This window comes from Thermoactinomyces vulgaris (assembly GCF_005886755.1).
GTDB lineage: Bacteria > Bacillota > Bacilli > Thermoactinomycetales > Thermoactinomycetaceae > Thermoactinomyces > Thermoactinomyces vulgaris.
This window is the reverse complement of record NZ_CP039710.1, coordinates 2214754-2241751: the sequence shown is the minus strand read 5'-3', so window position 1 is coordinate 2241751 and position 26998 is coordinate 2214754. Positions and strand designations below refer to the sequence as shown.

Genomic DNA, 26998 nt, shown 5'->3' with positions numbered 1-26998 from the left:
GAAAAACCATCGATTTCAAAGTTTTTAATGACACGGACTCACAGGTAAAGAGGTGAAAGGTTGCCAAAATGAAAACGATACATCATGGGAAACTCTTCTTATGCTTCATTTTGGTTGCATGTGCCCTGGTCACACCAACCGCCTATGCAACCGGCGGCGGGGGTTTCGATGTTCCAGAGATCCATGAGGATTTCAACCAGGGAAAACCGGCTCCGGCTCCCACACCGACGGAGGAGCTGAACGTTGCCCCGTCCAAGCAGGAAAAAGGATTCTTCAGCAAAATGGGAGACGTTGTCTCCGGCTCTTGGAACAAATTAAAAGACGGGGTCTCCAACACCTGGAACAACCTGAAAAACGGCGCGAAAAAAGCTTGGAACACCGCCGCATCCGCCACCAAAAATGCGGCCCAAAAAGCCTGGGATTGGATGACCTCCACAGCAGGAAAAATCACCGGGGGAATTGTGCTTGGAATCGCAGCACTCACCGGATTGTTCAGTAAGTTTGGACACCAGATAAAAAATGGAGTTCAGCGGGCATATAGCAGTGTTCGACAGTCAATAGAAAATTGGTTATATCCCAATGGGACGTTAAAGGATCGTGAAGTGACTGATAGACAGTTGGCATTTGCATCAGATATGACTTATAAAGATGTAATCTCAGAGAAAAATATAGAAACTTATCTTGGTGAAGATTGGTCAGAAGATAAAAGCTTAAGTCTTGACTTGTCTAATGGGCTACAAGCTCATGTGTTTGTTAACTCCACCACAAAAGAAATGATTATTGCTTTCCGGGGCACAGAACCTGATCAGTGGCAAGATATTGTAATCGGTGATGGGCCCATTGCTTTGGGGAATGACAGTAGTTTGGTTAATTCACAAGTAAATAAGGCACGCATTTTTGTGAAAGAACAGATTTTAAGTAATGAAAAGTATAAGCATTATAAAAAGACCATTACGGGGCATTCTTTAGGAGGATATTTAGCTGCTGATTGTGCAGCCAGATATAAAATTCCAGCAGTCACTTTTAATGCCCCGGGAAAAAACCTGTTCCCAAATGTGAATGGGAGTACTTTGCTTGGATCTTTAGGTGGTCCTAAAGGGGCTGCTGTGTTAACTGCTGGAAGTTATGTGATAAATCTTACAGATCCTCATGTACAAGTGGATATTATTAAAGAGTCCACAGGCGCATATGATAAACTGATTCGCAACTATCGTTTTAATGATGATGTAGTGGGATCGGTTGGCTATCGACTGGGAGAAACTTATGATATTGATAAAGCCGGTAAAGTAACGTTAGATGAGGGACTAGATAACAAATTAAATATCAATGTTTCTTCAGGAAGTCATGGCATTTCTAATTTCACAACCGGGTACGATGAAGATACAAAGGAAAAATTAGATACACCCATTCCAAATTTATATGAGAAAAATAATGGAAATATTGCCCCAAGGGAGTGAATTCGGTTGAGAGGAAAGTGGATACCAATCATTTGTGTTTGTGTCATTGTTATGATGCTGACCGGTTGTCAAACAAATTCCGTTGATACATTACCAAAGGAAGAGGGAAAGCAAATGAGTCAAGAGGAAAAAAAACAACTGAAGGATAAAGCTGTTCAGCATATTAAAAGTACATACAATAAAGAGTTTGTTGTAACAAAAGTGGAGTGTGTTCGAGAGTTTAATTCCAATTGTTTTATAACGGGAAATGTGAAAGATGAGAACAATACAGAAATAACTGTTTATTGGATGCCTCCAGAGATAAAAGATGATTATGTGCTTGTGAAATGGGATCAGGAGTTAGAACCAAAAATCAAGGAAATTTCAAATAAACACTTTGAAATAAAGAGAATCGAAACTATCTCTTATACCAATGGGACAAAAACGAATAAATATACCGGAGAGATTCCATCCGTGTATGAAGTGCTGAAAAACGGGGGAGATAAGGATTATTTGTTTAAATGGACTGGAGAAATTTATAAAAACGGAGGGAAGTATGAACAATCAATAAAAAACTTTTTAGAGGAAATCAAAGAAATGAATTTTAATAGGGTACGAGTAACGATTTATGTCTATGATGATCAATTAAAAACATCGACAACAAAAGAAGATGAAGGAAAATACTTATTATACGAATATGTAATTTCGATTGATGATATTCAAAAAGCGGAAATTGATTCAATAAATTTGAATCAATATAAAACTGTATACTGATTTAGATGAATATGGGGATGGGCAAGAAAGATATTGGCCCATCCCTAAATTTATGGCTAAGTCAATGGGAAAGCGGAATTTATATAATGATCTTAACAATTGTTTGATGATAGGAAGGGAGTAGAAAAAAGGTGAATATCCAAAGAATCTGGATTGTTTTCATCCTGTTGTTTGTATTCCTGTTGGCCGGATGCACAGGCACAGGAGGCATGGGGGACATGGATTGGTCAGAAGAGAAAAAAATCAAAGAAAAAGCCATTCAGTATATTAAGGATACATATAACAAAGATTTCGAAGTATCCGAGGTAAGTAAGGACCGTTTCACAGGACAAACTTATACAGTTAGAGGAAATGTCAAAGATCAAAAGAACACTCAAGTATCCATTATTATGGAACCGAATGAAATCAGGGATACATACGTGGCTGCATTATGGACGGAGGAATTAAAGCCCAAAATTACATCTTTGGTTGAAAAAGATTTTGACGTAAGAGAAATTGAGGATATAACTTATGCAAATGGAACTGAAAAAGATAAGTATACAGGAGAGATTCCTTCTATCTTTGAAATATTGAAAAATGGAGGAGATCCCAAATATGATTTATCTGTAACATTGGATGTTTATGAACAAAATGGCCAATATGAACAAGGAATCAAAAACTTTTTAAAAGAGCTAAAAGAATTGAATTTTAACCAAATTGGAGTTGCAGTTTTTGTTTATGGAGACAAGCTAAAAACAGCTCCAGAGGGTACCAATGATAGGGATTACATCTTATATCGCTATAATATTTCTATTGACGATATCCAAAAAATCGATATTGATCATCACAATTTGGATCAGTACAAAACTGTAATCAAAAATTGAACAAAAAGGGCATGCTGAAATAAATCATAAGGGCAATGTTTGTTTCAAGGGAGTGAACATGTTGAGAAAAAGGTGGATTCCCATCATTTTTGGAATTGTTATGATGTTCTCGGGTTGCCAGACGGATGGGATCAATGTTTCATCAAAGGCAATGGACCAAGAGGAAGAGAAACAGATCAAGGAAAGAGCTGTTCAATATATAAAACGAAAATATCATAAAGAATTTGAAGTGAGTGAAGTGAGCAAGGGACAAGCCGCCGGACTCATCCGTGTACGGGGAAAAGTGAAAGATGAAAAGGATACGGAAGTGACGGTGATTTGGGAGAAGGACAATGAAATCAAAGATACTTATGTAATAGCGTTATGGAGGCAAGAATTGAGTCCCAAAATAACATCAATGTTAAACAAATATATGGATGTAAGGCGGATTGAAAGTATTTCATACAGCAATGGGAAGAGATACCATAAATATAGCGGAGAAGTTCCATCTGTATTTGAAGTGTTGAAAAATGGTGGAGATAAGGACTTTACTTTAGTGATTACTGCACGAATTTATAACGATAATGGGCAGTATGAATCAGGTCTGAAAAACTTTTTGAAAGAAGCTCAATCAATGAATTTTAATAAAGTTATGATGGAAGTATTTGTTGCAGATGATGAATTGAAATCGGCCCCTGAAGACGTTAAGGAAAGCAGCTATACTCTGTATCGCTACAATATTGTGATCGATGACATTCAAAAAGTGGATATTGACAGTCTTGACTTGGATCAATATAAGACAGTAATCAAAGAATAGAGAAACGGGGATGGGCAGGAAAAATCGCCCATCCCTAAATTTATAGCTAAGTCAACGGGACAGCGGAATTTATATAATGACCTTAGGGATTGATTGATGATAGGAAGGGAGTAGAAAAAAGGTGAATATCCAAAGAAGCTGGATTGTTTTCATCCTGTTGTTTGTATTCCTGTTGGCCGGATGCACAGGCACAGGAGGCATGGGGGACATGGATTGGTCAGAAGAGAAAAAAATCAAAGAAAAAGCAATACAGTATATTAAGGATACATACAACAAAGATTTTGAAGTATCCGAGGTGAGTAAAGATTTATTTACGGGACAGACATACTCCATTGAAGGAAATATAAAAGATGATCAAAACACCTCTGTGTTAATTATTATCGAACCCGATGGAATCAGAGATTCGTATGTGGATGAATTATGGACCGAAGAATTAAAACCAACGATAACAACATTAGTTAAAAAGTATTTTGATGTGAGAAAGATTGAGCATTTTGTTTATTCAAATGGAACGGAAAAAGATAAATATAAAGGGGACATACCTTCTGTTTTTAAAATGTTGAAAAACGGAGGGGATCCTGATTTTGCATTAACCATAACATTAGATGTTTATGAAAAGAATGGCCAATATGAACAGGGAATCCAAAACTTTTTAAAAGAACTAAAAGGGTTGAATTTTAATGAGACCGGAGTAGCTGTTTTTGTTTACGATGACAAGCTAAAAACGGCACCAGAGGGTGCCAAAGAGAGTGATTACCTCTTATATCGCTATAATATTCCTATAGATGACATCCAAAATATAGATATAGATAAACACGATCTGGATCAATATAAAACAGTAATCAAAGAATAAAGAAACGGGGATGGGCGAAAGAAAAATGGCCCATCCCTAAATTTATGGCTAAATTACTTGGACAGCATTTATATAATGACCTTAGTGGTTGTTTGATGAGAAGAAAAGAGTGGAAAAGGTGAATATCCAAAGAAGCTGGATCGTTTTCATTCTGTTGTTTGTATTCCTTGTGGCTGGATGCACAGGAACGGGAGGAGAGGGAGATATAGATCAGGCAGAAGAGAAAAAAATCAAAGAAAAAGCCATTCAGTATATCAAGGATACATATAACAAAGAATTTGAAGTGAGTGAAGTGAACAAGGGACAAGCTGCCGGACTCATCCGTGTACGGGGATTTGTGAAAGACGGAAAAGATACGGAAGCGACGGTTTTTTGGAAAAAAGAAGAGGAAATGGATGACACCTATCTCACGGAATTATGGACGAAAGAATTGACCCCGAGAATCAAAGATATGTTGAACAAACATATGAGTGTGAGAAGCGTTGACCATGTTTCCTATAATGACGGAACTGCCAAAGACACGAGATATACCGGAAATATTCCTTCCATCTTTGACGTGTTGAAGAATGGAGGGAATGAAAAGTATATCTTGGAGGTGACCGGTGAAATATATGAAAACGGAGGACAGACTCCCGAAAATATCAAGTCATTTCTAAAAGAATTAAGGGATATGAATTTTCATGAGATCGGATTCGAATTCCATGTTTACGATGACCGGTTAAACGCTGATCTTGCCAAAGATGAAAATAAATATTTGTTATATCGCTATAACATTCACATCCCAAACATCCAAAAAGTGAATATCGAAAACCTTGATTTGGATCAATATAAAACCGTGATCCAACATTAAAAAAGATGGGCAGAAAATTTGTTCTGTCCATCTTTTTGCCTTATCGCAAGTCGACAAAGGATAATTTATCAAGTTATTCCTTCATTTTTTAACTCAAATATGGAATTTTTTATTATAATTATTAATATTGGCAAAAGAAAAAGGAAGAAAATCCATCGATTTCAAAGTCTTTAATGAAACGGACTCACAGGTAAAGAGGTGAAAGGTTGCCAAGATGAAAAGATTACGTGACGGGAGCCTTTTGTTCTTGTTTCTTTTCGCTTCCATGGTTATTTTTCCGGTTTCAGCCCATGCCGTCGGCGGAGGGTTTGAGGTTCCCGAAATCAATGAGGATTTCCGTGAGATCAAAGAAGGACCGGCTCCCGACAAAGGGACACCGACGGCGGAAACCGGGGAAGGGAAAGGTTTTCCGGATCGTGCGGCGGACGGGATTTCCGGCTTTTTCAACCAATTAAAAAGCGGGGTCCAAAAGGCATGGGATTCCGCCATCATGGCCACCAAAAATGTGGCCCGGCAAGCATGGGATTGGACGACATCCACTGCCGGGAAAATAACGGGAGGAATGATGCTGGTGGTCACAGCCCTCGCCGGATTGTTCGGCAAGTTCGGCCGGCAGATCCAAAGCACTGTCCAAAGAGCATACAGCAGTCTGAAGCAGAGGATGCAGAACCGGCTGTATCCGAACGGCACATTGAAAGACCGGAAAGTGACCGACCGGGAGTTGGCGATCGCCGCCATGGCATCCAAGGGGGGAACCGTCGGGCAGAAAACCGTGGACAAGCCGGGAAAAGATTGGGAGGCTGTTTCCGGTTTAAGGGAAGAGCTTCCGAACGGCTTGCAAGCCGATGTGTTTGTCAACCCCCGCACCAACGAGATGATGATTGCTTTCCGGGACACGGAGACTTTCCCGGGAAAAACGGGCAAAGGTGCTGCGGGATTTGATCAGGATGCCGTCAATGCGCAAGTGATTGCGGCCCGTAAATATTTGCAAGAAAAGATCTTCAGTGAAGAAAAATACCGCCATTATGACAAGATCCTGACGGGACATGCCTTGGGAGGATATGTCGCTGCGGACTGTGCCGCCAGATACAAGATCCCGGCCGTGACGTTTAATGTTCCAAAGTTGCCAAACGTAAGTGAGAAAACATTGTTGGGGGCATTGGGCGGGTCCAAAGGAGCCGTGGGAATGGCTCCCATGGGCAATTATGCGGTCAAAATCACAGAGGGTTCCCGTGCGGCAAAAGTCGTCAAAGAATCAACCGGTGCATACGACAAACTGATCCGCAACTATCGTTTTCCGGAAACAAGCGGGAATGATTCCGGCGGACGGTTCGGGAAAAAGGGCACACCCCTTTTTGAATTTTTCGGAAAAGTGAAGGGGAATCTTGTTCCAAGATAACTTTTGTCTTATGGGGCGGTTGGAAAGATGCATTTTCAAGGGGAAAACAAGGCGCATGTCCCGCCCTTTGTTTTTTTACTTGATAAAATTTCAATATCCCCATTTGAAATTGATGAGATAAATCGGTTAAACAATTTGTGAATAGATTATGAAAAAGAAAGGAGTATTGAAAATAATGTCATATATTATATAATTTCATAGGATTTTCAGAATTCCCCTTCAGCAAGGGGACGCATCATGCAAAAGAGGTGAAAGGTTGCCAAAATGAAAACGATACATCATGGGAAACTCTTCTTATGCTTCATTTTTGTTGCATGTGTACTGGCCACACCAACTGCCTATGCAACCGGTGGCGGGAGTTTCGATGTTCCAGAGATCCATGAGGATTTCAACCAAGGAAAACCGGCTCCGGCTCCCAAGCCGACGGAGGAGCTGAACGTTACCCCGTCCAAGCAGGAGAAAGGCTTCTTCAGCCAAGTGGGAGACTTTGTCTCCGGTTCTTGGAACAAATTAAAAAACGGGGTCTCCAACACTTGGAACAACCTGAAAAACGGCGCGAAAAAGGCTTGGGACACCGCCGCATCCGCCACCAAGAAAGCGGCCCAAAAAGCCTGGGATTGGATGACCTCCACAGCAGGCAAAATTACTGGGGGAATTGTCCTTGGAATCACAGCCCTTACCGGATTGTTGAGTAAATTCGGACAACCCCTCGCCAGAGGAATCCAATCGGCCTATACGAGTTTGAAAAATCTTTTTGCGAGAAAGGGATTGGAAGGACAAAATCTGACCGCCAGTCTGGGGAATGCCGGAATGGCAGCGGGAAACAGCCAATATCCTCATGGAAAGCTGAGTGATATCAATATTTCAGATAAACAGTTGGCTGAGTTATCTGAGTTGGCTTATGATGAATATATTAGCCCTCAAGAATTAAGTCTTATATTTGGCGAAAAAGGTTGGACGGCTAGAAAGATTGATAGTGACAATGGATTACAAGCTTACATAATTGTGAATGATAAAACTCAAGAAATGGTTATTGCATTTCGAGGAACTGAACCGACGAAAGACTTTATAAATGATGTTTTTATTGCTGATTATAAATATATAGCTCATGGAGATGACCGAAATAATCCCCAAGCTGTAGAGGCAAGAAAGATAGTAACGGATATTATTAATAGTGAAGAATATAAAGGTTATAAAATGGTATTAACCGGACATTCTTTAGGAGGGTATCTGGCTGTAGATTGTGCTGCGAGATATGATATTCCGGCTGTTTCCTTTAATGCTCCGGGAATGAATTTGGAAAAAAATCTTAATATCAGTACAGTGAAGGAGTTTCTTCGTGCATTCGCCTTTTTCCCTAAATATTTAGTGCAATCTATTTATGACAGAGAAATAAAATTTGGTGTTTATAATAGCTATAAACGAAATATCACAGATCCGAAGATACGGGAAATTGCGGAAAAAGAGAGGTCCGGTGCTTATGATGAAATGATTCGTAACTACAGATATAATGATGATCTGATTGGCTCATTTGGTTATCGTCCTGGGAAAACATACAATATTCAACCCGATGGAAGCATTGAAGAAGCCGATGATAAAGACGGATTAGATCAACAATTAACGTCGAAGTTTGGTCATAAAATAGGTAATTTTACTGATAGTAGCAAATCACCGATTCCAAAAATCTATGATCAGGATGGAAATCTTGTATCGAGGAAAAGGAGTGTGAAAATGGAGTGAGAACTATAAAAAGCTTTTTAATAGTCTTCTTTATGTGTTCATTGTTATTGACAGGTTGTCAGGTTGGTTCTACAGGTTCAAATGAAGGAGAGAGAGAGATGTATCAATTGGAAGATGAAGAATTAAAGGAAAAAGCTGCACAGTATATAAAAGAAAAGTACCAAAAAGAATTTGAAGTAAAAGGAATAAATAGAGGCAGGGTGACAGGCACAGTTTATGTAGATGGGATCGTGAAGGATGGAAAAGATACGGAAACTAGCATAATATGGGAACGTAACGGACAAGTAGGGGATACATACGTTTCTGTGTTATGGACAAATGAGTTGAAACCAAAAATTGAAGCACTCGCAAACAAACATATGGAAGTAAGGCGTATTGAAGACATTGTGTATAGTAGCGGGAAGATAGATAAATATACAGGCAATATCCCATCTGTTTTTGAAGTATTAAAAAAAGGAGGGGATCCGGATTTTGCGCTACAAGTTACATTACGAGTATATGAACATGCCGGCCAGTTTGAGAAAGGATTAAAAGAATATTTAGATGAAATTAAAGGGCTTGGCATAAATGAGATTATAATAACGGTTTTCGTTGCAGATGATCAGTTGAAATCTGCACAGGAAGACGTAAAAGAAAGTAGCTACACCTTATATCGCTATAATATTGCGATCGATGATATTCAAAAAGTAGATATTGTCAATCTTGATCTGAATCAATATAAGACAGTCATCAAAGAATAGAGAAATAGGGATGGGCAGAAAGAAATCGGCCCATCCCTAAATTTATGGCTAAGGTCAATGGGACAGAGAAATTTATATAATGACCTTAGGAATTGATTGATGATAGGAAGGAAGTGGAAAAGGTGAATATCCAAAGAAGCTGGATGGTTTTCATTCTGTTGTTTGTATTCCTTGTGGCTGGATGCACAGGAACGGGAGGCATGGGAGATATGAATCGAGCAGAAGAGAAAGAGATCAAAGAAAAAGCGATCCAGTATATCAAAGATACATATAATAAAGATTATGAAGTATCCGAGGTCAGGAAAGATCTTTTTACTGGCAAGACTTATACCGTTGAAGGGAATATAAAAGATGGTCAAAACACTTATGTGGCAATCATTATGGAACCGAATGAAATCAGGGATACCTATGTGGCAACATTATGGACGGAAGAATTAAAACCCAAAACCACGTCTTTAGTTGAAAAAAATTTTGATGTAAGAGAAATCGAAAATATTGGTTTTTCAAACGGAACCAAAAAAGATAAGTATACCGGAGAGATTCCATCTGTGTTTGAAGTCTTGAAAAATGGAGGGGATCCAGAATATAAGCTAAATGTGACCTTAAGGGTTTATGAGCAAAATGGCCAATATGAACAAGGAATCAAAAACTATTTAAAAGAACTAAAAGAATTGAATTTTTACCGAGTTGGAGGAGCAGTTTTCGTTTATGGAGACAAATTGAAAACAGCACCAAAGGGTGCCAATGACAGTGATTACATTTTATATCGCTATAACATTACTATTGATGATTTACAAAAAATAGATATTGATCATCACGATTTGGATCAATACAAAACAGTAATCAAACATTAAACAAAAGGGGATGGGCAGAAAGAAATCGGCCCATCCCTAAATTTATGGCTGAGCCACTTAGACAGTATATATATAATGATCTTAACAATTGCAACATTAAATACGAAAGGGCAGGAAGACCGCACGGCGGCCGGCCTGTCCTTTACTTTTTCGCTGAATCGTCAATTGCTTGAACGGCCAGGTTGAACGCTTGGATTCTTCTTTCCAAAAGCGTTTTTTGCGGACTTCCTTCTTTTGACTTTGCGTAAATCTTTTCAATGGAAGGGAGCAAACCGGTGAGAATTTGGCGGGCTTCGGTCAGCTCTTCCGGTGTGTAAGGATGAGGCTTTTGATACCAGGCGTATTCCAGCATGGCCAAGCCGATGTGAAAGGCTTTGAGCCTTTTCCGGATGAGGGAGGTGTTTGCGCCTTTTTGCGTCATCTGATCCAAGGCATTCTCCGATTTGCGGATGGTGGATTGAAAGGACAGGATGGATTCGGTTTTTACGCTGGCAGTTACATTCTCCATGTTTTTGTCTCCTCTCCCCGTTTTTTCTTCGCACGGTCATGATGATCACTTTGTTTCAGAGTGTCAAGAGCAATTTTGCATCTGCATGCAAAGCAAATGACAGGGGAATCAATTGGAACTGTTATTAAAAAAGAATCATAAAGTTGAAGAATTTTGATTAGGGAAAAAGTTTAATTTCAATGAAATTTGGTTCTTGGTTTAGACCAATTGCAGGGGGATTCATAGAATATTTTAGCTTTGCAAAAAGGAGGGATAGGATGATAGAGCTGGCAGGAATCCCCCTTAACCAAGATCATGGGATCACTGCGGCACAGGCAAGGAGAATTTTCGTTCTCCGCCGGGGAGAGAGAAGAATTGTGCGCTGCGGAAGAAGAGTGGTGCGCATTCGCCGCTTTTTCTTGCGCCCTGGTGAAGTTTTGGTGGTCATCTGCGGCCGGGGCCGGCACAGACAAACCTTTATTTTTGTCTGCAGAGGGCGGCGCATCCGGAGAACGATTGTCCGGAGAGTTCGCCGAAATACGCTGATTTCGGTGCGTTGTGTTTAATCCGGTTCTCTAATTTTATGGTTGGGACGGGGAATGAATCCCCGCCTTTTTTATTGTTGAAATTGCGGCAGATATTTTTGGTGGGCTTTCAGCATTTCATCCAGGATTTTTTTGGCGGCGGAGTCGGAAGGGACGAGCGGATTGATGGTCATGGCAAGCAGGGCGGTATGGTAGTTGCCGGTTACGGCGGCTTCGGCGGCAACCCGTTCGAAGGATTTAATCTGTTGGACGAGGCCTCTGACGGGGATGGGCAGGTCTCCGATGGCGATGGGTTTGGGGCCGCTTGCGGTGATGACGCAGTTGATTTCGACGGCGGAATCGTGGGGGATGCTGGCGATGGCGCCTTGATTTTTTACATTGACGGTTTGGATGTCTTTGCGGTCATGATAAATGGAGTCGATCAGGTTGCAGGCGGCATCGCTGTAGTATGCGCCGCCGCGTTGTTCCAGTTCGGGCGGTTTGGCGGCGAGCTCCGGATCTTTGTATTTTTCAAACAGCTCAGCTTCCACTTTTTGCACCACTTCGGCGCGGGTTCCGGTTTTTCTCGCCTGTTCTTGTTCTTCGGCCAGCATTTTTTCCGTTTGGAAGTAGTACCGGTGATACGGACAAGGAAGGATTCCCAAAGCTTTGATAAACTCTTTTTCCCAGCCCAAGTCAATAATGTTTTTGGCACGGATGCCGGAGGTGTCTCCTTGGGCGATCCGGTCAATGATTTGTCCGGTGATGTTTTGCCCGTCGAGATAAACGTTGAGCCCGAAGACCATGTGGTTTAATCCGGCAAAGTCGATATGAATCCGCTCCGGCTCGACCTGAAGCATTTGGGCCACGCTCATTTTCATTCCGACGGGAATGTTGCAAAGGCCGGCCACTTTGGTAAGCGGGCTGTATCGGAGGATGGCTTCCGTGACCATGCCGGCCGGATTGGTGAAATTGATCAGCCAGGCATCGGGACAAAGGGTTTCCATCTCTTTGCAGATATCCAGGATGACGGGGATGGTGCGAAGTCCTTTGAAAAGGCCGCCCGGCCCGTTGGTTTCCTGTCCGATCACACCGTATCGAAGAGGGATCTTTTCATCCAATGCCCGGGCGCGAAGGCCTCCGACCCGGAACTGGGTGATGACGAAATCCGCACCTTGAAGCGCTTGCTGCCGGTCTAACGTGAGATGAATGCGGATGGGCAGTCCGGCTTTGTTCACCATGCGTTTGGCCAGATTCCCGACAATGTTTAATTTTTCTTTTCCCTCGGGAATATCGACCAGCCACAATTCCCGGACAGGCAGATGGTCGTATCTTTTGATGAATCCTTCGACCAGTTCCGGCGTATAGCTGGACCCGCCGCCGATGGCGACAATTTTTAATCCATGTTTTCGGGTCATGGAAACGACACCTCCGGATGAATTCGGTTGGATATTTATAAAAACATTCCTATTATTCATTATATAGGATCTGAAGGTCGGGAACCAAAAGAGTGATCCGGATGGCAAAGATATTGGTCAGGCTTTGATGGCGGGCATACCAACTTTCGCTTGGCAAATGGCGCTTATAAAAAGGGATGGATCCGTCCATATTAAAAATGGAAAACATGTGTTGATTCCGGAAATTGTTTTGCCATAAAGGAGGAAACCGATGCGCTTTTGGATTGTGATGTTCAGTTTGATTTGGCTGGTCACGGGATGTTCGGCAAGCGGGGAAAACCAGAGTGCTGATTTCAGCAAAGGGGCCGTTTTTTATTTGGACAAGACGTTTGCCGAAAGGGCCAGGTTTTTCCGGAATGCTTTCCGGACTACCAAGATCCATGTTTGCACCCTCGACCGGGCCAATGCCGAAGCACGGAGGGAAGCCGCTTTTAAAAACCATCCCGTAAAAGATGGTTATGACCGGGTGGAGTGGCCGCTTCATGTCTGCAAGGAGGGCGGAGCCGGTTCGTATGTGGATTATGTTCCCAGTGACAACAACCGGGTGGTGGAAAACTGGATCCAAGAACAATTGAGCCAATATCCGGATGGGACCCGCCTGATATTCCGAATTGGGAAAAACCTGGAGATCAAGGCGTTGGCGCCTCCGGGCAATGATCCATCCCTGGCTTCGTAGGGATGGCCGTTTTTTTTGCCGAAGAGGATGGATTATTTTACCCGTTCCAACAACCCATCGATTTTGGGGGCAAAAAACTGCACCAAAGGGCCGCTTAAAAAGGTGAAGATGACAGTTCCGACCGAAATCGGCCCGTGAAGCATCAATGCGAAAACAAGCGCGAAGCCGTCCATGAGGGTTTTGGATACAGCCAGGCTCAGCCTGAACCGCCGGCACAGGACATACATCAGATCATCACATGGTGTCAGCGCAAATTTTCCTTGTACATAGACCGAAATGCCAAAACAGGTGCAAAGCAGTCCGGCCCAAAACGTGAGCATTTGCTCCAAGCGATTGACCGGATAAAAGGAAAGGATGTTCAGCCAAAAATCGATGCAGGTTCCGAGAATGAGCACCGTCAGCAATGAAAAAAGATCCGGCCTGCTCTTTTTTAAACCGGCATTGAGCAAAATGATCAGCATTCCGATGAGAATCACCCATGTCCCGACGGTGAATCCAAACTGATTACTCATTCCCACATATAATCCGTTCCAGGCATCGGTTCCCGCCCGGGAGACGATCATCAGCGTGATTCCCAGTGATTTGATGATCAAACCGGCGGGGTAGCACAGCATGCGCATGATAAGCTTGTACATCAGCGAAACCAACCTTGTCCGTTTTTGATTATTTATATGTTTCAACTTCCAACAATTTGCCAACTGATCCGGATGTTATAATGGGAGACACCAAGGGAGGTGTGATTTGTGGATTTCAGCAGTTTTTCGGATTTTGTGGATGAGTTTGTGAAGTGGTTGGTTGACACAGGAAGAAGGCAGCGGACGATTGATGAATATGTGATGACGGTGTTGATGTTCGCGGCATGGTTTCAGCAAAAATATCCTTCATTGGCCTTGCCTACCCAGGTATTGAGCTCTCATATCATTGCTTTTCAACAGGAATTGTTAACGCAGAGAAAGCTTTCGATCGCCACGGTTCATAAATATATGGCTTCATTAAAATCTTTTTGGGACTTTTTGATCGAAAAAAATCTGGCGGGAACCAATCCATTGCTGGAGATTGATTGGAAAACACCTTCTTCCCCAACCGTTTTGCCTCCCCACTCCTGGTTGAGTAAAGAGGAAGAGAAGCGGTTGCTGAACCGGGTGGAGCTGGAGAAAAATGATTGGAAACGATCAAGGAACCGGTGCCTGTTGTTGTTGATGCTGGACGCAGGTTGCACGGTTTCTGAGCTGATTACGATGGATTGGGAGCAAATATTGTGGGAAGATCACGAAATTTTAGTGAAAAACGAACAGGGAGAACGAAGGATTCCGGTCACGCAACGTCTTTACCGGGCGCTGAATGACTGGCGGAGAGAAGGGGGAAACAAAGGGACGGTGGTTTGCACCCAAAACGGGGAAAAAATGTCCAGGCAGGGGGTTCATTACCTGGTGAAAAAATATTTGAAGGAGGTCGGGTTAAAAGAGTATTCGCCCCATACCTTAAGGCACACCTTTTGCCGCCGGTTAATCGAAGCCGGAGCCGATTTAAAAACCGTTTGCCGTTTGGCCGGACACCAAAGCATGGAGACGACCAAAAGATATTTGGCAACAAACAAAAGGTAGGGAAGTTCCCTTTCCCTACCTTTTGTTTGTTTAATAAGCTTTGCGTTTTTTGACATACCAAGCGATCACCAAAATGAACAAAACGGCAAAAATGACGTAGAAAACGTTGGAGTAAACGCTCATATAATCCAACACCGTGGTCCAAGCTTCACCGAAAGCAGCTCCCAGCATGACCAAAATGGTGTTCCAGATCAGGGTTCCGATGGTGGTGAAAACCAAAAATATAACCATGTTCATGCGGGCCATGCCGGCCGGAACAGAAATCAGGCTGCGCACAATGGGAACCATGCGGCAAAAGAAAACAGTCCATACGCCATAACGTTCAAACCAACGATCTGCCTTATGGATATCTTCTTTCTTAATTTTCAGGATATGTCCCCAACGGTCAATGATCTTTTCCAGTTGGTTCACATTCAACAAAAACCCGATCAGATACAGGATGACGGCTCCGACAACGGCTCCCAATGTAGCTGCAACCACCACGCCGAAAACGGATAGTTCCGATTTGGTGGTCATAAATCCGCCAAAGGTGAGAACCACTTCCGAAGGGATGGGAGGGAAGATGTTTTCCAAAGCAATCATTAAAAAGACGCCAAAATATCCGAATTTTTCCATGAATTCAATAATCCAGTTCTCCATTTGCGTGTTTCAACTCCTCATCCATTTCCATGATTATTCCCACATAAGTATAGCGTGTTCATTGCTATTTTTATAGCTGATTATTAAAAGAAATGAAACAGATTCATGATTTTTTTGTTTCGGAGACCGTAAACGCAGGTCCGTTTGCGAATAATATTATCAGAGAGAAAGAAGAGATGTTCCCCGGATTTATGAAAGCGGTCCTGGACGGGATCGCTTTTTTTTTATGTCAAATCTTTTTCCGGAAAACCCATTGCATTTTTTCTAGATTATAATTATTATTAATAAAGAATGATAATAATAATCACCTTGAAAAGGGGTCGATAGACAGATGGATCAATCCAAAAAACGTTTAACCACGAACCAGGGGGCTCCTGTTGGCGACAACCAAAATTCCCGCACCGCAGGCCGGCGTGGTCCCACCCTGTTGGAAGATTATCATTTGATCGAAAAACTGGCGCACTTTGACCGTGAACGCATTCCGGAAAGGGTGGTTCACCCGAGGGGTGCCGGCGCACACGGTGTGTTTCGTGTGATCAACAGCATGAAAGAATATACGAAAGCGGCTTTCTTGCAAGAAGTGGGGAAAGAGACACCGGTATTTGTCCGTTTCTCAACCGTGATCAATTCCAAAGGTTCGCCGGAAACGGCCCGGGATCCGCGCGGTTTTGCAACGAAGTTTTATACTGAGGAAGGAAACTATGATTTGGTGGGGAACCATTTGCCGGTATTCTTTATTCGCGATGCCATCAAATTTCCGGATATGGTTCATTCGCTGAAACCGGCTCCCGATACCAATATCCAGTCGCCGGACCGGTATTGGGATTTCATGACACTGAGTCCGGAATCCACACATATGATGACATGGCTGTTTTCCGATTACGGCATTCCCGCGAACTACCGGCAAATGGAAGGGTTTAGTGTACATGCGTTTAAATGGGTAAATCATGAAGGTAAAGTCGTATATGTTAAATATTACTGGAAACCCCTCCAGGGTGTCAAAAATTTGACCGCGGAAGAAGCAATGGAAATCCAAGGAAAAGACGCAAACCATGCCACACGCGATCTGTTTGAAAATATTGCAAAAGGAAATTATCCCGAATGGGATCTTTACGTCCAAATCATGCCGCCGGAAGATATGGATAAATTTGATTTTGATCCGCTGGATGCAACCAAAATCTGGCCGGAAGACGAGTATCCGTGGCAATTGGTCGGCCGCATGACTTTGAACCGGAACCCGCAAAACTTCTTTGCCGAAGTCGAGCAAGCGGCATTTTCCCCGAGTGCGCTGGTTCCGGGAATTGAGCCGTCGGAAGACAAATTGTTGCAAGGACGGTTGTTTTCTTATCCGGATACGCAACGTCACCGTTTGGGGGCAAACTACCTGCACCTCCCGATCAACCGGCCGATTGCTCCGGTGAATAACTATCAAACGGACGGACCCATGCAAATGAAGCAAGATGTCCCGACCGTTAACTATGAACCCAACCGCTATGACGACCGTCCGAAAGAAGATCCGGCATACTTGGAAAGCGAAACCCCGCTGGAAGGAAACGCCGGACGGAATAAAATCTATAAAACCCTCGACTTTAAGCAGGCAGGCGAACGTTACCGTTCGTTTACAAAAGAAGAGCAGGACAATTTGATCAAAAACCTGACAAATGATTTGAAAGAAGTGCATGAAGAGACGAAACAACGGGCCATCTACAACTTCTACCGTGCGGATGAAGAATACGGCACTCGTTTGGCGGATGCTTTGGGAGTCAATATCGCTGACGTCCTCGGGAAATTTCAATCATAATCCCGTGTGAAGGCAGACTGAAAGGCTGTTGGCTTATTAAAAGTCAACAGCCTTTTTTAATGTTTTATTCCGGGGGTTGCGATAATTCTTGTGAAACAGTTTTATGATAAGATAAATGAATAGAATTATAATTTCCGAAAAGGAGATTTTAATTTGGAAGCCATTGGTCATGCCGGACTGAAAAAAACATACCGGGCAGCCGGATTTAAAAAAATTCCGGTAGTGGCAATGATTCTTTTGCAAGTGGTGACATGGCGGTTTTATGGTTATTACTGGTATTTGAGCAGAAAAAAAGCGATTCAGCAATTAAACACCCAAAAGCGTTTCCCGTTTTGGTATATCTGGATCGCCGCATTGCTTGATTTTGCCATGAGTTTTGTATGGTTGTTTGCGGGATTGGCAGGACTTGAGTTTTCCTACGAATTTTTAGATTTCTATCTTGAATTTGTTGCTTTGGTGATTTTCCCGGTTTTGTTTGTTCTAATCCGGATCATTCCCGTTTATTTACGGGGCATGTTTTTGGAGCATGAGGGGAAAGGCACCGACCTCGCCAATCAAATCGTCACCTATCTGTTGGCCTTTTTTCTGGGGGTTTTCTATCTGCAGTATCTGATCAATCAACAGAAGGCAGGAGATGAAGTTCTGGAAGAAGACACTCTCCCGGGGGAAGAAGAAGGCTGGAAAAAAGTACTGAAAAAAATCAATGGTTATAATGTGATGGCAGCCGTGACGCTCCTTGTCAAATTTGTGGTGACATATAACATAATCCTTTTGCTGCCCGATCTCAGTTCGAGGATTACGGTGGTTATCCTTTTTGTGTTTCTTTGGTCACCTTTCGGCATTGCTTCTCTTTTGTGGGCCGTTGTATCGCTGATGTTGAGAAAGATTGGATCTTGATCGGACTCAATGTCCTGGATACCATCGTGTTGTTTGCAAAAGGTTATTTCCATTCATAATACATAGAAAAATGAGGCGGGATACCGATTGCGCCTTGAACCGGGAGAAGGGGGAAGAGTAATTCTTTCTTCTGCTCTTATGTTACAAAATGGTTAAAAGTGGCAAAAAAGGCTGATATTTTTTCGAACAACGAAGAGTTCCCCCGCACATACCGTTGGATTAGCGATATAATGATATGAGGAAGTTCAATGGTTTATCCGTTGACACGTTCGCTTGGACGGATATGCACACTGGAGGCAGGACAGATATGAAAAAAATGTTTTTCAAATCCATTTCGATTCCACTGATTGCAGGCACAGTGCTATTGGCCGGCTGTACTCAGACGGATGTGCCGGCTGATGCCAAAAATATAGAACCCAAACAGGAAAAGGTGACACAGGAGAAACCCAAACCGGTACCGCCGCAGGAAAAATGGGATATTGATACGCCCGATTCGATCACGGTGGTGGTGAATAAAAAGAGAGAAATTCCGGCGGATTATGTTCCCCCGGATTTGGTTGAACCGGATGTGACCTTTTCTTTTGCCGGCACCGCTGAAAAGAAATTGATGCGAAAGGAAGCGGCAGAAGCCTTGGCGGAATTGTTCAAGGCGGCTGAAAAAGACGGGGTTGATCTGGTTGCCGTATCCGGTTACCGTTCATATAAGCGGCAACAAGCGACGTATCAGTCTGCTTTGCAACGCAAGGGGATGGCCGATACGTCGAAGTATAATGCCCGGCCGGGACACAGCGAACATCAGACCGGACTGGCGATGGACGTTTCCAGTTCCATCGTTAATTATCAGTTGATTGAATCATTCGGAGAAACCAAAGCCGGACGTTGGCTTGCCGATCATGCGGCGGAGCATGGCTTTATTATCCGGTATCCCAAAGGAAAAGAAGACGTGACCGGTTATGCTTATGAGCCGTGGCATATTCGGTATGTGGGCAAAGAATTGGCCAAAGAGCTGAATGAAAAAGGACTGGTCATGGAGGAATATTTTTCTTTAAAATGACATAAGGATCAACGATCGCAGATGTGGTGTTATTGTAATGCAAAAGGTTCACATGATCATCAAAAATTTCCACGGATCATCGCTTGAATTTAGATTCATAGATGGCATAGATTTAATATAGGATCGCTTACTATATAGAAGAATAGAGTAGGAAGTTCATCGATGAGAAAGTTAATCTTACTGTTGTCGTGTTGTTTTTTGCTCAGCGGTTGTGCAGGCACGCCTTTGTTTGCAGCAAATCCGGAAGAGCAGCCGGATGCATTGAACGAAAAAACGCTTGCCATGCCGGATAAACTTGCGGAGAGGGCTTCTGTCCCTTCTTTTTATTATCACGCGAAACCGGCTGCCACTTATTACCAGAGCGCGACCAAAGAGAAAAAAATTGCACTCACTTTTGATGACGGACCGGATGCTACATATACCAGTCAGGTTCTGGACATTTTAAAGCAACAGCAGGTGCCTGCCACATTTTTCGTGATCGGCAATCAAGTGCCGCGCCATCCAGACGTGGTCAAAAGGATTGTGGATGAAGGACATGTGATTGCCAGTCATACCTGGAGCCATCCGAATTTGGTGAAGGAGAATGATGCGAAAGTACGGCAGGAAATCACCAAAACCTATCAAATCGTGGAAAAACTGACAGGCAAAAAAATGGCGATGCTGCGACCGCCATACGGGGCTGTCAAAGGAAAAGAAAAATTGATCCATCAAATGGGGATTTCCGTCATTCAATGGGATATCGACACATTGGACTGGGAACCGGGACAGACACCGGACCGGATTTTTCAAAATGTGGTCCAACATGCATCACCCGGCAGCATTGTCTTACAGCACAGCGGAGGAGGCAATCGTTCGGCAACGGTTCAAGCCCTCCCCCGGCTGATTCAACAGTTAAAACAAGAAGGCTACCAGTTTGTCACCGTGAATGAACTTTTGGATATTCCTGCGTACCATCAGGATTAAACGGGAAACCAGTGCCTCTTTAAGGTTCATTGTAGGCATTGGTTTCTTTTTTTATTCCATTTGGCGAAAAAAAGATCGAAAGAATCGGATCCGGGGTTGTTCTTCGCTTTTAACGCGGGCCAGAGCCGCCCGGTAAAACCGGTATTCTTCGATATGGGGACTTCGTGGATTCATATAACGCTGCCGGAACGTTTTGGAATCCACATCTTCCACCAATTCCAGCCCATAACGGTACAAGTAATCCGGGAGCTCTTTGGGATCAAAACCAAAGATCCACGGTTCCCCCATTTGCTTGACCCAACGGCGGATCCAGTTAGCTTTTGGCCCGTTCAACCACTGTTCAATCGCTTTTTTATGGACATAGGTGAAAAGCAGAAAGCTGCCGGGGGCCGTCCCGCTGATAAAATCCATGGTTTGGTCCACTGCGCGGCGGGTCAGATATTGGGTGACACCTTCCCAGATAAAAAAAGCGGGCTTGTTTTTGTTGAACCCGTGTTGCCGCAATGTTTCGTTGATCTTTTCAATGTTCAGATCGGTTTTAACAAAAGAGACATTCCCGGGGAACCGGTGAAGAAGGCGATCCAGTTTTGTCCTTTTCAAACGCAAGATTCCTGCTTGATCCACTTCAAACACCCGGGTTTTCCGGCATTCCGGGATGCGGTAAGGGCGGGAATCGTATCCGGAACCGAGGATCACCACTTGTGATATTCCCCGGGACAAAGCATAGATCAAATGGTCGTCAATGAGGCGGGTTCGGGCCACGCCGGAAGCCCTGGCTCCGGGTTCAACGCGATCAATCAGTCCGGGAATCCACCAGCTGGCAACCGGAATGCGGGCCAATGCTGCAATTAATTTCAATGGCCGGCTTAAAAAATGAAATGCAAACGGATCTTCCACCAAACGCCGTTCTTTGGGAAAAGAGTATTCCAACGTGCGGAACAAAGCGGCAAACTCGGCCGTTTTACTGGCACGCTTGAATTGCCGGATATCGATTTTTTCATTCATTTACGTCGCTCCCTGTCACCTTTATTAAAATGTATATTGATTTGATGATGAATGTTATTCTTGAAATCATTGAATCAAATTTTAAGAATGCCCGTCATACTGTTAATGCAATTGTGATTAAGTCTATTTTTTATCTATTTAACGGATTTATAAAAATTTAATTATTGCGGTAGGGATCTTGTTTTGTTTGCAGAAGAATATGAATATGGGAGAGGAGTGGAAAAATGGATTCCGACAAAAAGTTATTACGTTATTTTTTGCGAAGTCATATTGATAGTGATCACAGTTCACTAAATATGAATCATGGTGTAAATCTTTCCCTGGATGAAGTAAAGAGTGGAAAACTGACTGAAGAATCACTGGAATTGATTAAGAAAAAATCATCAAATATAAAATCAAAAGGAGAATTAGAATACCACATTTGTCCGGTTATCCTTTCTGAATCAGACAGTCAATCAGTTATATTGCCCTTTTTTATCATTGCCGAATTGAATGAACAGAGATTGGTGCCTATTTCACAGCGACCACCATATTTTGTCCGTCAATATTTGGAACCGTCATCCAAAGACAATGAGATAACGATTGGTACAATTGAAAAGAATGATGATTATGTGGAGAAACACCCTTATTTGGTGGAAGAAAACTGGATAGCAGCTTGGAAATATGCTGAAAATATGTTTCAACATGTGACAGGAAAAAATTTCCGATCGCTAAAGTTGCCAGGTTATCGGGTAAGTAATCAAGTGTGTATCATTCCCAAGGAATTAGAGAATAAATCAAGGGATATTTTATCTCTATATGAAGATGTAATTAAGTTAAAAAAATATCCAAAGCTTTTACAAGAATTTTTGTCATTGGACGAAAAGGAAAAAGAGCCGATTCAGCATGAAAAGGACGGTGCTGAATCTCATTTGGGGCAGATGAATTCTCAATATCCATTGTCTCAACGGCAAAGAGAATCGCTACAACACTTATTTTCTTTAAAAAAAGGAGAGATTCTTGCAGTCAATGGGCCCCCGGGAACCGGTAAAACCACATTGATTCAAAATGTTGTAGCTTCATTGTGGGTTGAAAAGGCGATAGAAGGCGGTGAACCTCCTGTTATTTTCGCAACATCGACTAATAATCAGGCGATTATTAATGTTATTGATTCATTTGGGAAAATGAATCAGGGAAAAACCAATTCAAATCGAAAATGGGGGGAATTGGCTGAATTATTACAAGGTCGTTGGATTCAGCCGCTAAAGAGTTACGGGCTTTATTTTCCTTCTTCGAAATGGCTGGATAATAACAAAAACAAAGTAAATGATTACCAAATCGTCACACAAAACGGTATGAATTTTATGAAAGACATGGAAAAGATGAATATGCCCGTATTGAAAAAAGCTTTTTTGAATCACTGTGGGAAAGCGACGGGGCAAAAATTTCATCATCTCAAGGAAGCTTGTAAATGGTTGCATGAGGAGTTGAACAAGTGGCATCAGGTGTTGCAGGAGGGGATTCAATACATCAAAAGCTGGGTGGCTTACCAAGAGGAATTGAAAAAAAACGGTCGCGGTTATTTTTCTGAGTTAGAAGATTCGCGAGTTATACATAAAGAACAACTTGATAAACAAATTAAGCAACTTAAAATGTTGAAGACAGAGTGGAATCAACATTGTAGTAAAGAGCCGTTTCATTGGTCCTTGTTGTCGTTTATCCCAGCTATTAAAGAAAAACAGGGAACGAAGAAATGAAAATTTTATTTTGAAATGGAAAGATGATCTCCCCTTCGAAGTGACTCTGTTTTCTAAAATGCATATCCAACAGCAATTGGATAATTGTTATTCGCGGTTAGAGAAATATAAGGATGCAGAAGCTGACTTGATAAATTGGCGAAAAAAATACGGGATTGGTGAAGAACCTGAACAAATTCCTGACAGCTTTAGTGAGATGATGGAGGAGTTGGATGTCAGTCTTCGTTATCTCTTGTTTCAGTTGGCAACCCATTATTGGGAAGCACGCTGGCTTTTGGAAGTTGAAAATGATACTGAAAGCAAATTGGAATCAAAAGAGAAAAAAGCCAATTGTTTGCGACGTTATGCCATGCTGGCTCCATGCTTTGTTGCAACATTTTATATGATTGCCCGCCATTTAAAATTGGATAACAAGTGGGGAAAAAAATCTTTTGCAAATGACAGAGATCCAAATTACCTTTATGAATTTGTTGATTTACTTATTATTGATGAAGCGGGTCAAGTGACTCCTCCTTTGGCGGCGCCGGTTTTTTCATTGGCCAAAAAAGCTCTAATCGTTGGGGATACCATGCAAATTGAGCCCATCAGCAACCTCAACTTATCTATAGATATTGGAAATCTTTTGGGGGCTAAAATAATTAAACGGTGGGATCAGTTTTCTGAAATTGAAAAAACAGGAATTACCCATCGCGGTAGTGTAATGAGAATTGCACAGCGCCGCAGTAAATATCAAAAGGAAGAGATGTATGGCGGAATGTTCCTTAATGAGCACCGGCGTTGTGTGGATGATATCATCCAGTATTGCAACGACTTGGCTTATAATGGAAATCTTATGCCTCTTAGAGGTAATTCAATGAAATATCATGATATTCCGTATTTAGGATATGCTCATATTGAAGGGGAGACCGAAGAGATTGGCGGTAGTAAGTTCAATTTGATGGAAGCCGCTGCAGTGGCTGAATGGATTGCAGAAAATAAACATTCAATTCTCAGACAAGCTCAAAAAACGGAAAATAAAAAGTCAGAGTTGAAGGATTTGGTGGGAGTGGTTACTCCTTTCAGGTACCAGCGTACTTTGATACAAGAATTTTTAAAAGAACTTGGCGTCAAAAATATCACGGTAGGTACTGTTCATGAATTGCAAGGAGCAGAAAGGGATATTATTTTGTTTTCGCCAGTGGATCATGAGTCAAATCGTCCTTTTTATGATCAAGGGATTAATATGTTGAATGTTGCAGTATCCCGCGCACGCGAAAGTTTTCTTGTATTTACTGATTGGAATAAGTTTGGCAATGTGAGGCGATTTCCATCAGGTAAATTAAAACAATATATTTCTCATGAGGACAAATTATTTGAACGGACACGGGAAGAGCAAACCCATGTTGATCGTTTGTTTGAAAGAATTGCTCGTAAAAGTGGTAAGAAGAATAGTGGAAAGCAAACGATTATTCAACAAATAATTATTCACCGGAATCAAGGTCAGATAAATATTGCTAAAGATGGGAAAATGCAGGTCTCACAAGTGGTAAACAAAAAATAAATTTCGGGAGGAGTTACCCATGAGTAAAAATGAATTAAACATTAGTGAGAATAATGGACAAATTAATATCAGCCATGGAGGGCCACAAAACATATCGCAAACCGTTAATCTTGGGAAGCTTGATGAGGAAGATCCGAAACGTCAGTTGGTGGAAGTGCTTGAAAAAATAGTAAAAGAATTAGAGAAAACGGAATCTTTACCACCAGAGAAAAAAGAAGAGGCGCTTTATGATCTTGAAGAAGCGTCAAGTAAGGTGTCTGCTGATCAAATGTCTGCCAATTTTCTCTCTATTTTAAATACAAAGTTACAAAATCTTAGCGGGTTGCTGGCGGGAAGTGAAGCGGTTTGTCAGTTAATCAATACAGCAGTCAGTATTTTAGAGAAAATTAAAGGTTAAAGTTGTGGCATTGAACCTTAAAATAAACTATTTAAAATATCAAACTAAGATCCCCGGCTTTTTGGCCGGGGCTTTTGTTATGAAGTGATGGAAATGGCAAAAATCAAGATGAGAAGTGCAATCAAAAAGGCGGAGGAAACGATGGTAAATAATATTTTTTTCTCTTGTTTTGCGTTTTCTTTGTGTTCTTCGTTTTGCATCATGAATGCTCCTTTCTGTCAAGTTGGTCAGTGAAGAAGGTGTCCGGCTTGATGCTGAAAATCAGTGGTTTCGATTTGAATGGTGGTGTGTTGGATGGCAAATTGTTGTTCGATCACCTCGATGGCGGTTTTTAAGATTTGTTGCGGGTCTGTATCCTTTTCCACCAGCAAGTGGCAAGATAAGGAATCGATGCCCGACGTGATGGTCCAGATGTGAAGATCATGGACATTGATGACACCGGGAATCTGTTTTAATGCTTGTTCCACTTTTTCGCGATCCACCGTGACAGGTGTGCCTTCCATCAAGATATGGACCGAATGGGTGATCACTCCCCATGCATTTTTTAGGATGATGACGGCAACGATGATGCTGAGAAGCGGATCGGCCAGGTAAAAAGAAAACAGACTGATCATGAGGCCGGCGATGATGGCGCCCAGTGAACCCAAGGCGTCACCCAATACATGCAGGTAGGCGCTTTTGACATTCAGGTTTTCTTTCACATCCCCTTTTTTAAAGAGAATCCAGGCGCTCATCACATTGGCGATCAGTCCGATGGTTGCAATGGCCATCATCATGTTCCCTTGGATCTCGGGCGGGGCAAAAAAACGTTGGATGGCTTCCCACACGATGAACCCGGCGATGATGAACAAGGTGACGCCGTTAAAAAGCGCCGCCAAGATTTCAAACCGGTAATAGCCGTATGTTTTGCGGGCTGATGGCGGCCGGGCGGCAAACCATAAGGCCGCCAGGCTCAGGGCGAGTGAGATGCAATCGCTTAGCATGTGCCCGGAGTCCGATATCAAAGCCAGACTTTTTGTCCATAATCCGCCTGCAAACTCCAAAACCATTATACTTGCAGTGATTGCAAGTGCCATGGTCAGGCTTTGGCGGTTACGGGTGGAAGGGGTATGATGATGGTGATGCGAATGCATAAACAGTCCTCCTGTCATGATGGGTGCAGGCGGAAAAAAGCCGTTTCTTTCATTATAACAGTCTAATCATTTTGGGGGATTGGATTCAGGCCAAAAGGATAAAAATCCGGCACTTCCCCCACGATCACTTGCCGGGCAATGGGCTGGTTGAATTTTAGGGTATAATGTTCATTGGTTAAAGGCAATAACGACTGCATTTCGATGACAGCCTGCAGGTTTACGGTAATCAAGGTGGTATTGATTCCTTTTCCTTCGATACTGGATGTAAAGGTGACATGCGGGGTTCCTTCGACCCAGATATGAACCGGGATATTGGGGCCCATATCGGCAAATATGCTGCTCTGCAAGATTTTCCCAAAAGAAATGTGTTTCAGCCGGTTCTCTTCTTTACTCAATTCTTTCAGAATCCGTTGCGTCACCACCTGATAGGCTTTGGCTTCCATCTGGCTGTTGAACTGGACCCCGGTGATCCGGTTTTGTTTGTCGACTTGCAAGGTGGCCACCGGGTTCACCTTTTGCTGCATTTCTTCAATGCCTTTTAAAAATGCTTTTTGTGCCGTTTTTTTGGCTTCTTCTTCAGCGAGAGCGACCAATACGGGTTTCAATTGGTGGTTCACAAAGGTATAACCAAGGTAACCGGTCAATACAGTGAATCCGAGAAAGACAAGAAAAATCATTGAAGATGGCTTCAAAAACGTATTGGAAGTTCTGAAAGACGAGCGGGCAAACCTCGGTCTTCTTTTGTGTGTTTTAAAGCGTCTTCTCGCAAACAAACGAATG

Annotated in this window: 28 protein-coding genes; 20 read left to right on the top strand and 8 right to left on the bottom strand. The window is 42.5% G+C overall.

Annotated features, from left to right (window positions below; genetic code table 11):
* The first annotated feature begins 68 nt into the window (after positions 1–68).
* The 10 genes from FA954_RS11360 (at position 69) to FA954_RS11315 (ending at position 10305) form a co-directional block, all read left to right on the top strand.
* Positions 69–1457, top strand: a complete 1389-nt coding sequence (locus FA954_RS11360; RefSeq protein ID WP_138615121.1) for a Tle-like phospholipase domain-containing protein — start codon at positions 69–71, stop codon at positions 1455–1457.
* 6 nt (positions 1458–1463) lie between these two features.
* Positions 1464–2210 carry a hypothetical protein gene (locus FA954_RS11355; protein ID WP_138615120.1) on the top strand — a complete coding sequence of 249 codons (747 nt, stop codon included), beginning with the start codon at positions 1464–1466 and terminating at the stop codon, positions 2208–2210.
* A gap of 218 nt (positions 2211–2428) precedes the next feature.
* A complete protein-coding gene (locus FA954_RS11350; protein ID WP_138615119.1) occupies positions 2429–3073 on the top strand; it encodes a hypothetical protein in 645 nt (214 codons plus the stop codon).
* A gap of 61 nt (positions 3074–3134) precedes the next feature.
* Positions 3135–3869: a hypothetical protein gene (locus FA954_RS11345; RefSeq protein ID WP_138615118.1), complete on the top strand. Its 735-nt coding sequence runs from the start codon at positions 3135–3137 to the stop codon at positions 3867–3869.
* A gap of 208 nt (positions 3870–4077) precedes the next feature.
* Positions 4078–4722, top strand: coding sequence for a hypothetical protein (locus tag FA954_RS11340; protein ID WP_138615117.1), 645 nt, complete (start codon positions 4078–4080; stop codon positions 4720–4722).
* 109 nt (positions 4723–4831) lie between these two features.
* Complete coding sequence (locus FA954_RS11335) at positions 4832–5572, top strand: hypothetical protein (RefSeq protein ID WP_138615116.1); 741 nt, start codon at positions 4832–4834, stop codon at positions 5570–5572.
* Between the two features lie 214 nt (positions 5573–5786).
* Positions 5787–6971, top strand: a complete 1185-nt coding sequence (locus FA954_RS11330; protein WP_138615115.1) for an alpha/beta hydrolase family protein — start codon at positions 5787–5789, stop codon at positions 6969–6971.
* Between the two features lie 264 nt (positions 6972–7235).
* Positions 7236–8711 carry a Tle-like phospholipase domain-containing protein gene (locus tag FA954_RS11325; protein ID WP_138615114.1) on the top strand — a complete coding sequence of 492 codons (1476 nt, stop codon included), beginning with the start codon at positions 7236–7238 and terminating at the stop codon, positions 8709–8711.
* Positions 8712–8809: 98 nt separating this feature from the next.
* Complete coding sequence (locus FA954_RS11320) at positions 8810–9451, top strand: hypothetical protein (RefSeq protein ID WP_138615113.1); 642 nt, start codon at positions 8810–8812, stop codon at positions 9449–9451.
* A gap of 122 nt (positions 9452–9573) precedes the next feature.
* On the top strand, positions 9574–10305 hold the full coding sequence (locus FA954_RS11315) for a hypothetical protein (RefSeq protein ID WP_138615112.1): 732 nt from the start codon (positions 9574–9576) through the stop codon (positions 10303–10305).
* 142 nt (positions 10306–10447) lie between these two features.
* Here FA954_RS11315 and FA954_RS11310 read toward each other — a convergent pair whose 3' ends face one another.
* The gene (locus FA954_RS11310; protein WP_138615111.1) at positions 10448–10813 is read right to left on the bottom strand and encodes a hypothetical protein; all 366 of its coding nucleotides are present in this window, start codon (positions 10811–10813) and stop codon (positions 10448–10450) included.
* A 257-nt stretch (positions 10814–11070) separates the two neighbouring features.
* Between FA954_RS11310 and FA954_RS11305 the strand changes: the two genes are divergently transcribed.
* Entirely contained in the window at positions 11071–11358 is a 288-nt protein-coding gene (locus tag FA954_RS11305; RefSeq protein WP_138615110.1) for a hypothetical protein, read from the top strand.
* Between the two features lie 50 nt (positions 11359–11408).
* On the opposite strand, the gene FA954_RS11300 is transcribed toward FA954_RS11305, so the two are convergent.
* Entirely contained in the window at positions 11409–12734 is a 1326-nt protein-coding gene (locus FA954_RS11300; protein ID WP_138615109.1) for a 6-phospho-beta-glucosidase, read from the bottom strand.
* A gap of 250 nt (positions 12735–12984) precedes the next feature.
* On the opposite strand from FA954_RS11300, the gene FA954_RS11295 reads away from it, so the two are divergent.
* Entirely contained in the window at positions 12985–13449 is a 465-nt protein-coding gene (locus FA954_RS11295; RefSeq protein ID WP_049719727.1) for a hypothetical protein, read from the top strand.
* Positions 13450–13481: 32 nt separating this feature from the next.
* On the opposite strand, the gene FA954_RS11290 is transcribed toward FA954_RS11295, so the two are convergent.
* On the bottom strand, positions 13482–14084 hold the full coding sequence (locus tag FA954_RS11290) for a YczE/YyaS/YitT family protein (protein ID WP_037994277.1): 603 nt from the start codon (positions 14082–14084) through the stop codon (positions 13482–13484).
* A 108-nt stretch (positions 14085–14192) separates the two neighbouring features.
* Here FA954_RS11290 and FA954_RS11285 point away from each other — a divergent pair, with 108 nt between their 5' ends.
* Positions 14193–15053 carry a tyrosine-type recombinase/integrase gene (locus FA954_RS11285; protein WP_049719728.1) on the top strand — a complete coding sequence of 287 codons (861 nt, stop codon included), beginning with the start codon at positions 14193–14195 and terminating at the stop codon, positions 15051–15053.
* Between the two features lie 30 nt (positions 15054–15083).
* Here the strand turns inward: FA954_RS11285 and FA954_RS11280 are convergent, their stop codons facing one another.
* A complete protein-coding gene (locus tag FA954_RS11280; protein ID WP_037994282.1) occupies positions 15084–15692 on the bottom strand; it encodes a DedA family protein in 609 nt (202 codons plus the stop codon).
* Positions 15693–16023: 331 nt separating this feature from the next.
* On the opposite strand from FA954_RS11280, the gene FA954_RS11275 reads away from it, so the two are divergent.
* The 4 genes from FA954_RS11275 (at position 16024) to FA954_RS11260 (ending at position 20407) form a co-directional block, all read left to right on the top strand.
* Positions 16024–17493: a catalase gene (locus FA954_RS11275; protein ID WP_049719730.1), complete on the top strand. Its 1470-nt coding sequence runs from the start codon at positions 16024–16026 to the stop codon at positions 17491–17493.
* Between the two features lie 153 nt (positions 17494–17646).
* Complete coding sequence (locus FA954_RS11270) at positions 17647–18390, top strand: hypothetical protein (RefSeq protein ID WP_062842845.1); 744 nt, start codon at positions 17647–17649, stop codon at positions 18388–18390.
* Between the two features lie 307 nt (positions 18391–18697).
* Positions 18698–19444, top strand: coding sequence for a M15 family metallopeptidase (locus FA954_RS11265; RefSeq protein WP_049719733.1), 747 nt, complete (start codon positions 18698–18700; stop codon positions 19442–19444).
* A 162-nt stretch (positions 19445–19606) separates the two neighbouring features.
* The gene (locus FA954_RS11260) at positions 19607–20407 is read left to right on the top strand and encodes a polysaccharide deacetylase family protein (RefSeq protein ID WP_049719734.1); all 801 of its coding nucleotides are present in this window, start codon (positions 19607–19609) and stop codon (positions 20405–20407) included.
* A gap of 51 nt (positions 20408–20458) precedes the next feature.
* On the opposite strand, the gene FA954_RS11255 is transcribed toward FA954_RS11260, so the two are convergent.
* On the bottom strand, positions 20459–21412 hold the full coding sequence (locus FA954_RS11255; protein ID WP_049719735.1) for a class I SAM-dependent methyltransferase: 954 nt from the start codon (positions 21410–21412) through the stop codon (positions 20459–20461).
* Between the two features lie 224 nt (positions 21413–21636).
* On the opposite strand from FA954_RS11255, the gene FA954_RS11250 reads away from it, so the two are divergent.
* Genes FA954_RS11250 through FA954_RS11240 form a run of 3 tightly spaced genes read left to right on the top strand, consistent with a single transcriptional unit; the run spans position 21637 to position 25085 of the window.
* Positions 21637–23148, top strand: a complete 1512-nt coding sequence (locus FA954_RS11250; protein ID WP_138615108.1) for a DEAD/DEAH box helicase family protein — start codon at positions 21637–21639, stop codon at positions 23146–23148.
* A gap of 10 nt (positions 23149–23158) precedes the next feature.
* Positions 23159–24688 (top strand): DEAD/DEAH box helicase, encoded by a 1530-nt coding sequence (locus FA954_RS11245; RefSeq protein WP_138615107.1) that lies wholly within the window; start codon positions 23159–23161, stop codon positions 24686–24688.
* A gap of 19 nt (positions 24689–24707) precedes the next feature.
* Complete coding sequence (locus tag FA954_RS11240; RefSeq protein ID WP_037994291.1) at positions 24708–25085, top strand: hypothetical protein; 378 nt, start codon at positions 24708–24710, stop codon at positions 25083–25085.
* Between the two features lie 77 nt (positions 25086–25162).
* On the opposite strand, the gene FA954_RS14020 is transcribed toward FA954_RS11240, so the two are convergent.
* From FA954_RS14020 to yunB, 3 genes are all read right to left on the bottom strand, one after another.
* Complete coding sequence (locus FA954_RS14020) at positions 25163–25285, bottom strand: hypothetical protein (protein ID WP_255347158.1); 123 nt, start codon at positions 25283–25285, stop codon at positions 25163–25165.
* A 27-nt stretch (positions 25286–25312) separates the two neighbouring features.
* Complete coding sequence (locus FA954_RS11235; RefSeq protein ID WP_084712821.1) at positions 25313–26218, bottom strand: cation diffusion facilitator family transporter; 906 nt, start codon at positions 26216–26218, stop codon at positions 25313–25315.
* A 62-nt stretch (positions 26219–26280) separates the two neighbouring features.
* On the bottom strand, positions 26281–26895 hold the full coding sequence (gene yunB, locus FA954_RS11230; protein ID WP_170151196.1) for a sporulation protein YunB: 615 nt from the start codon (positions 26893–26895) through the stop codon (positions 26281–26283).
* Between the last annotated feature and the right edge of the window lie 103 nt (positions 26896–26998).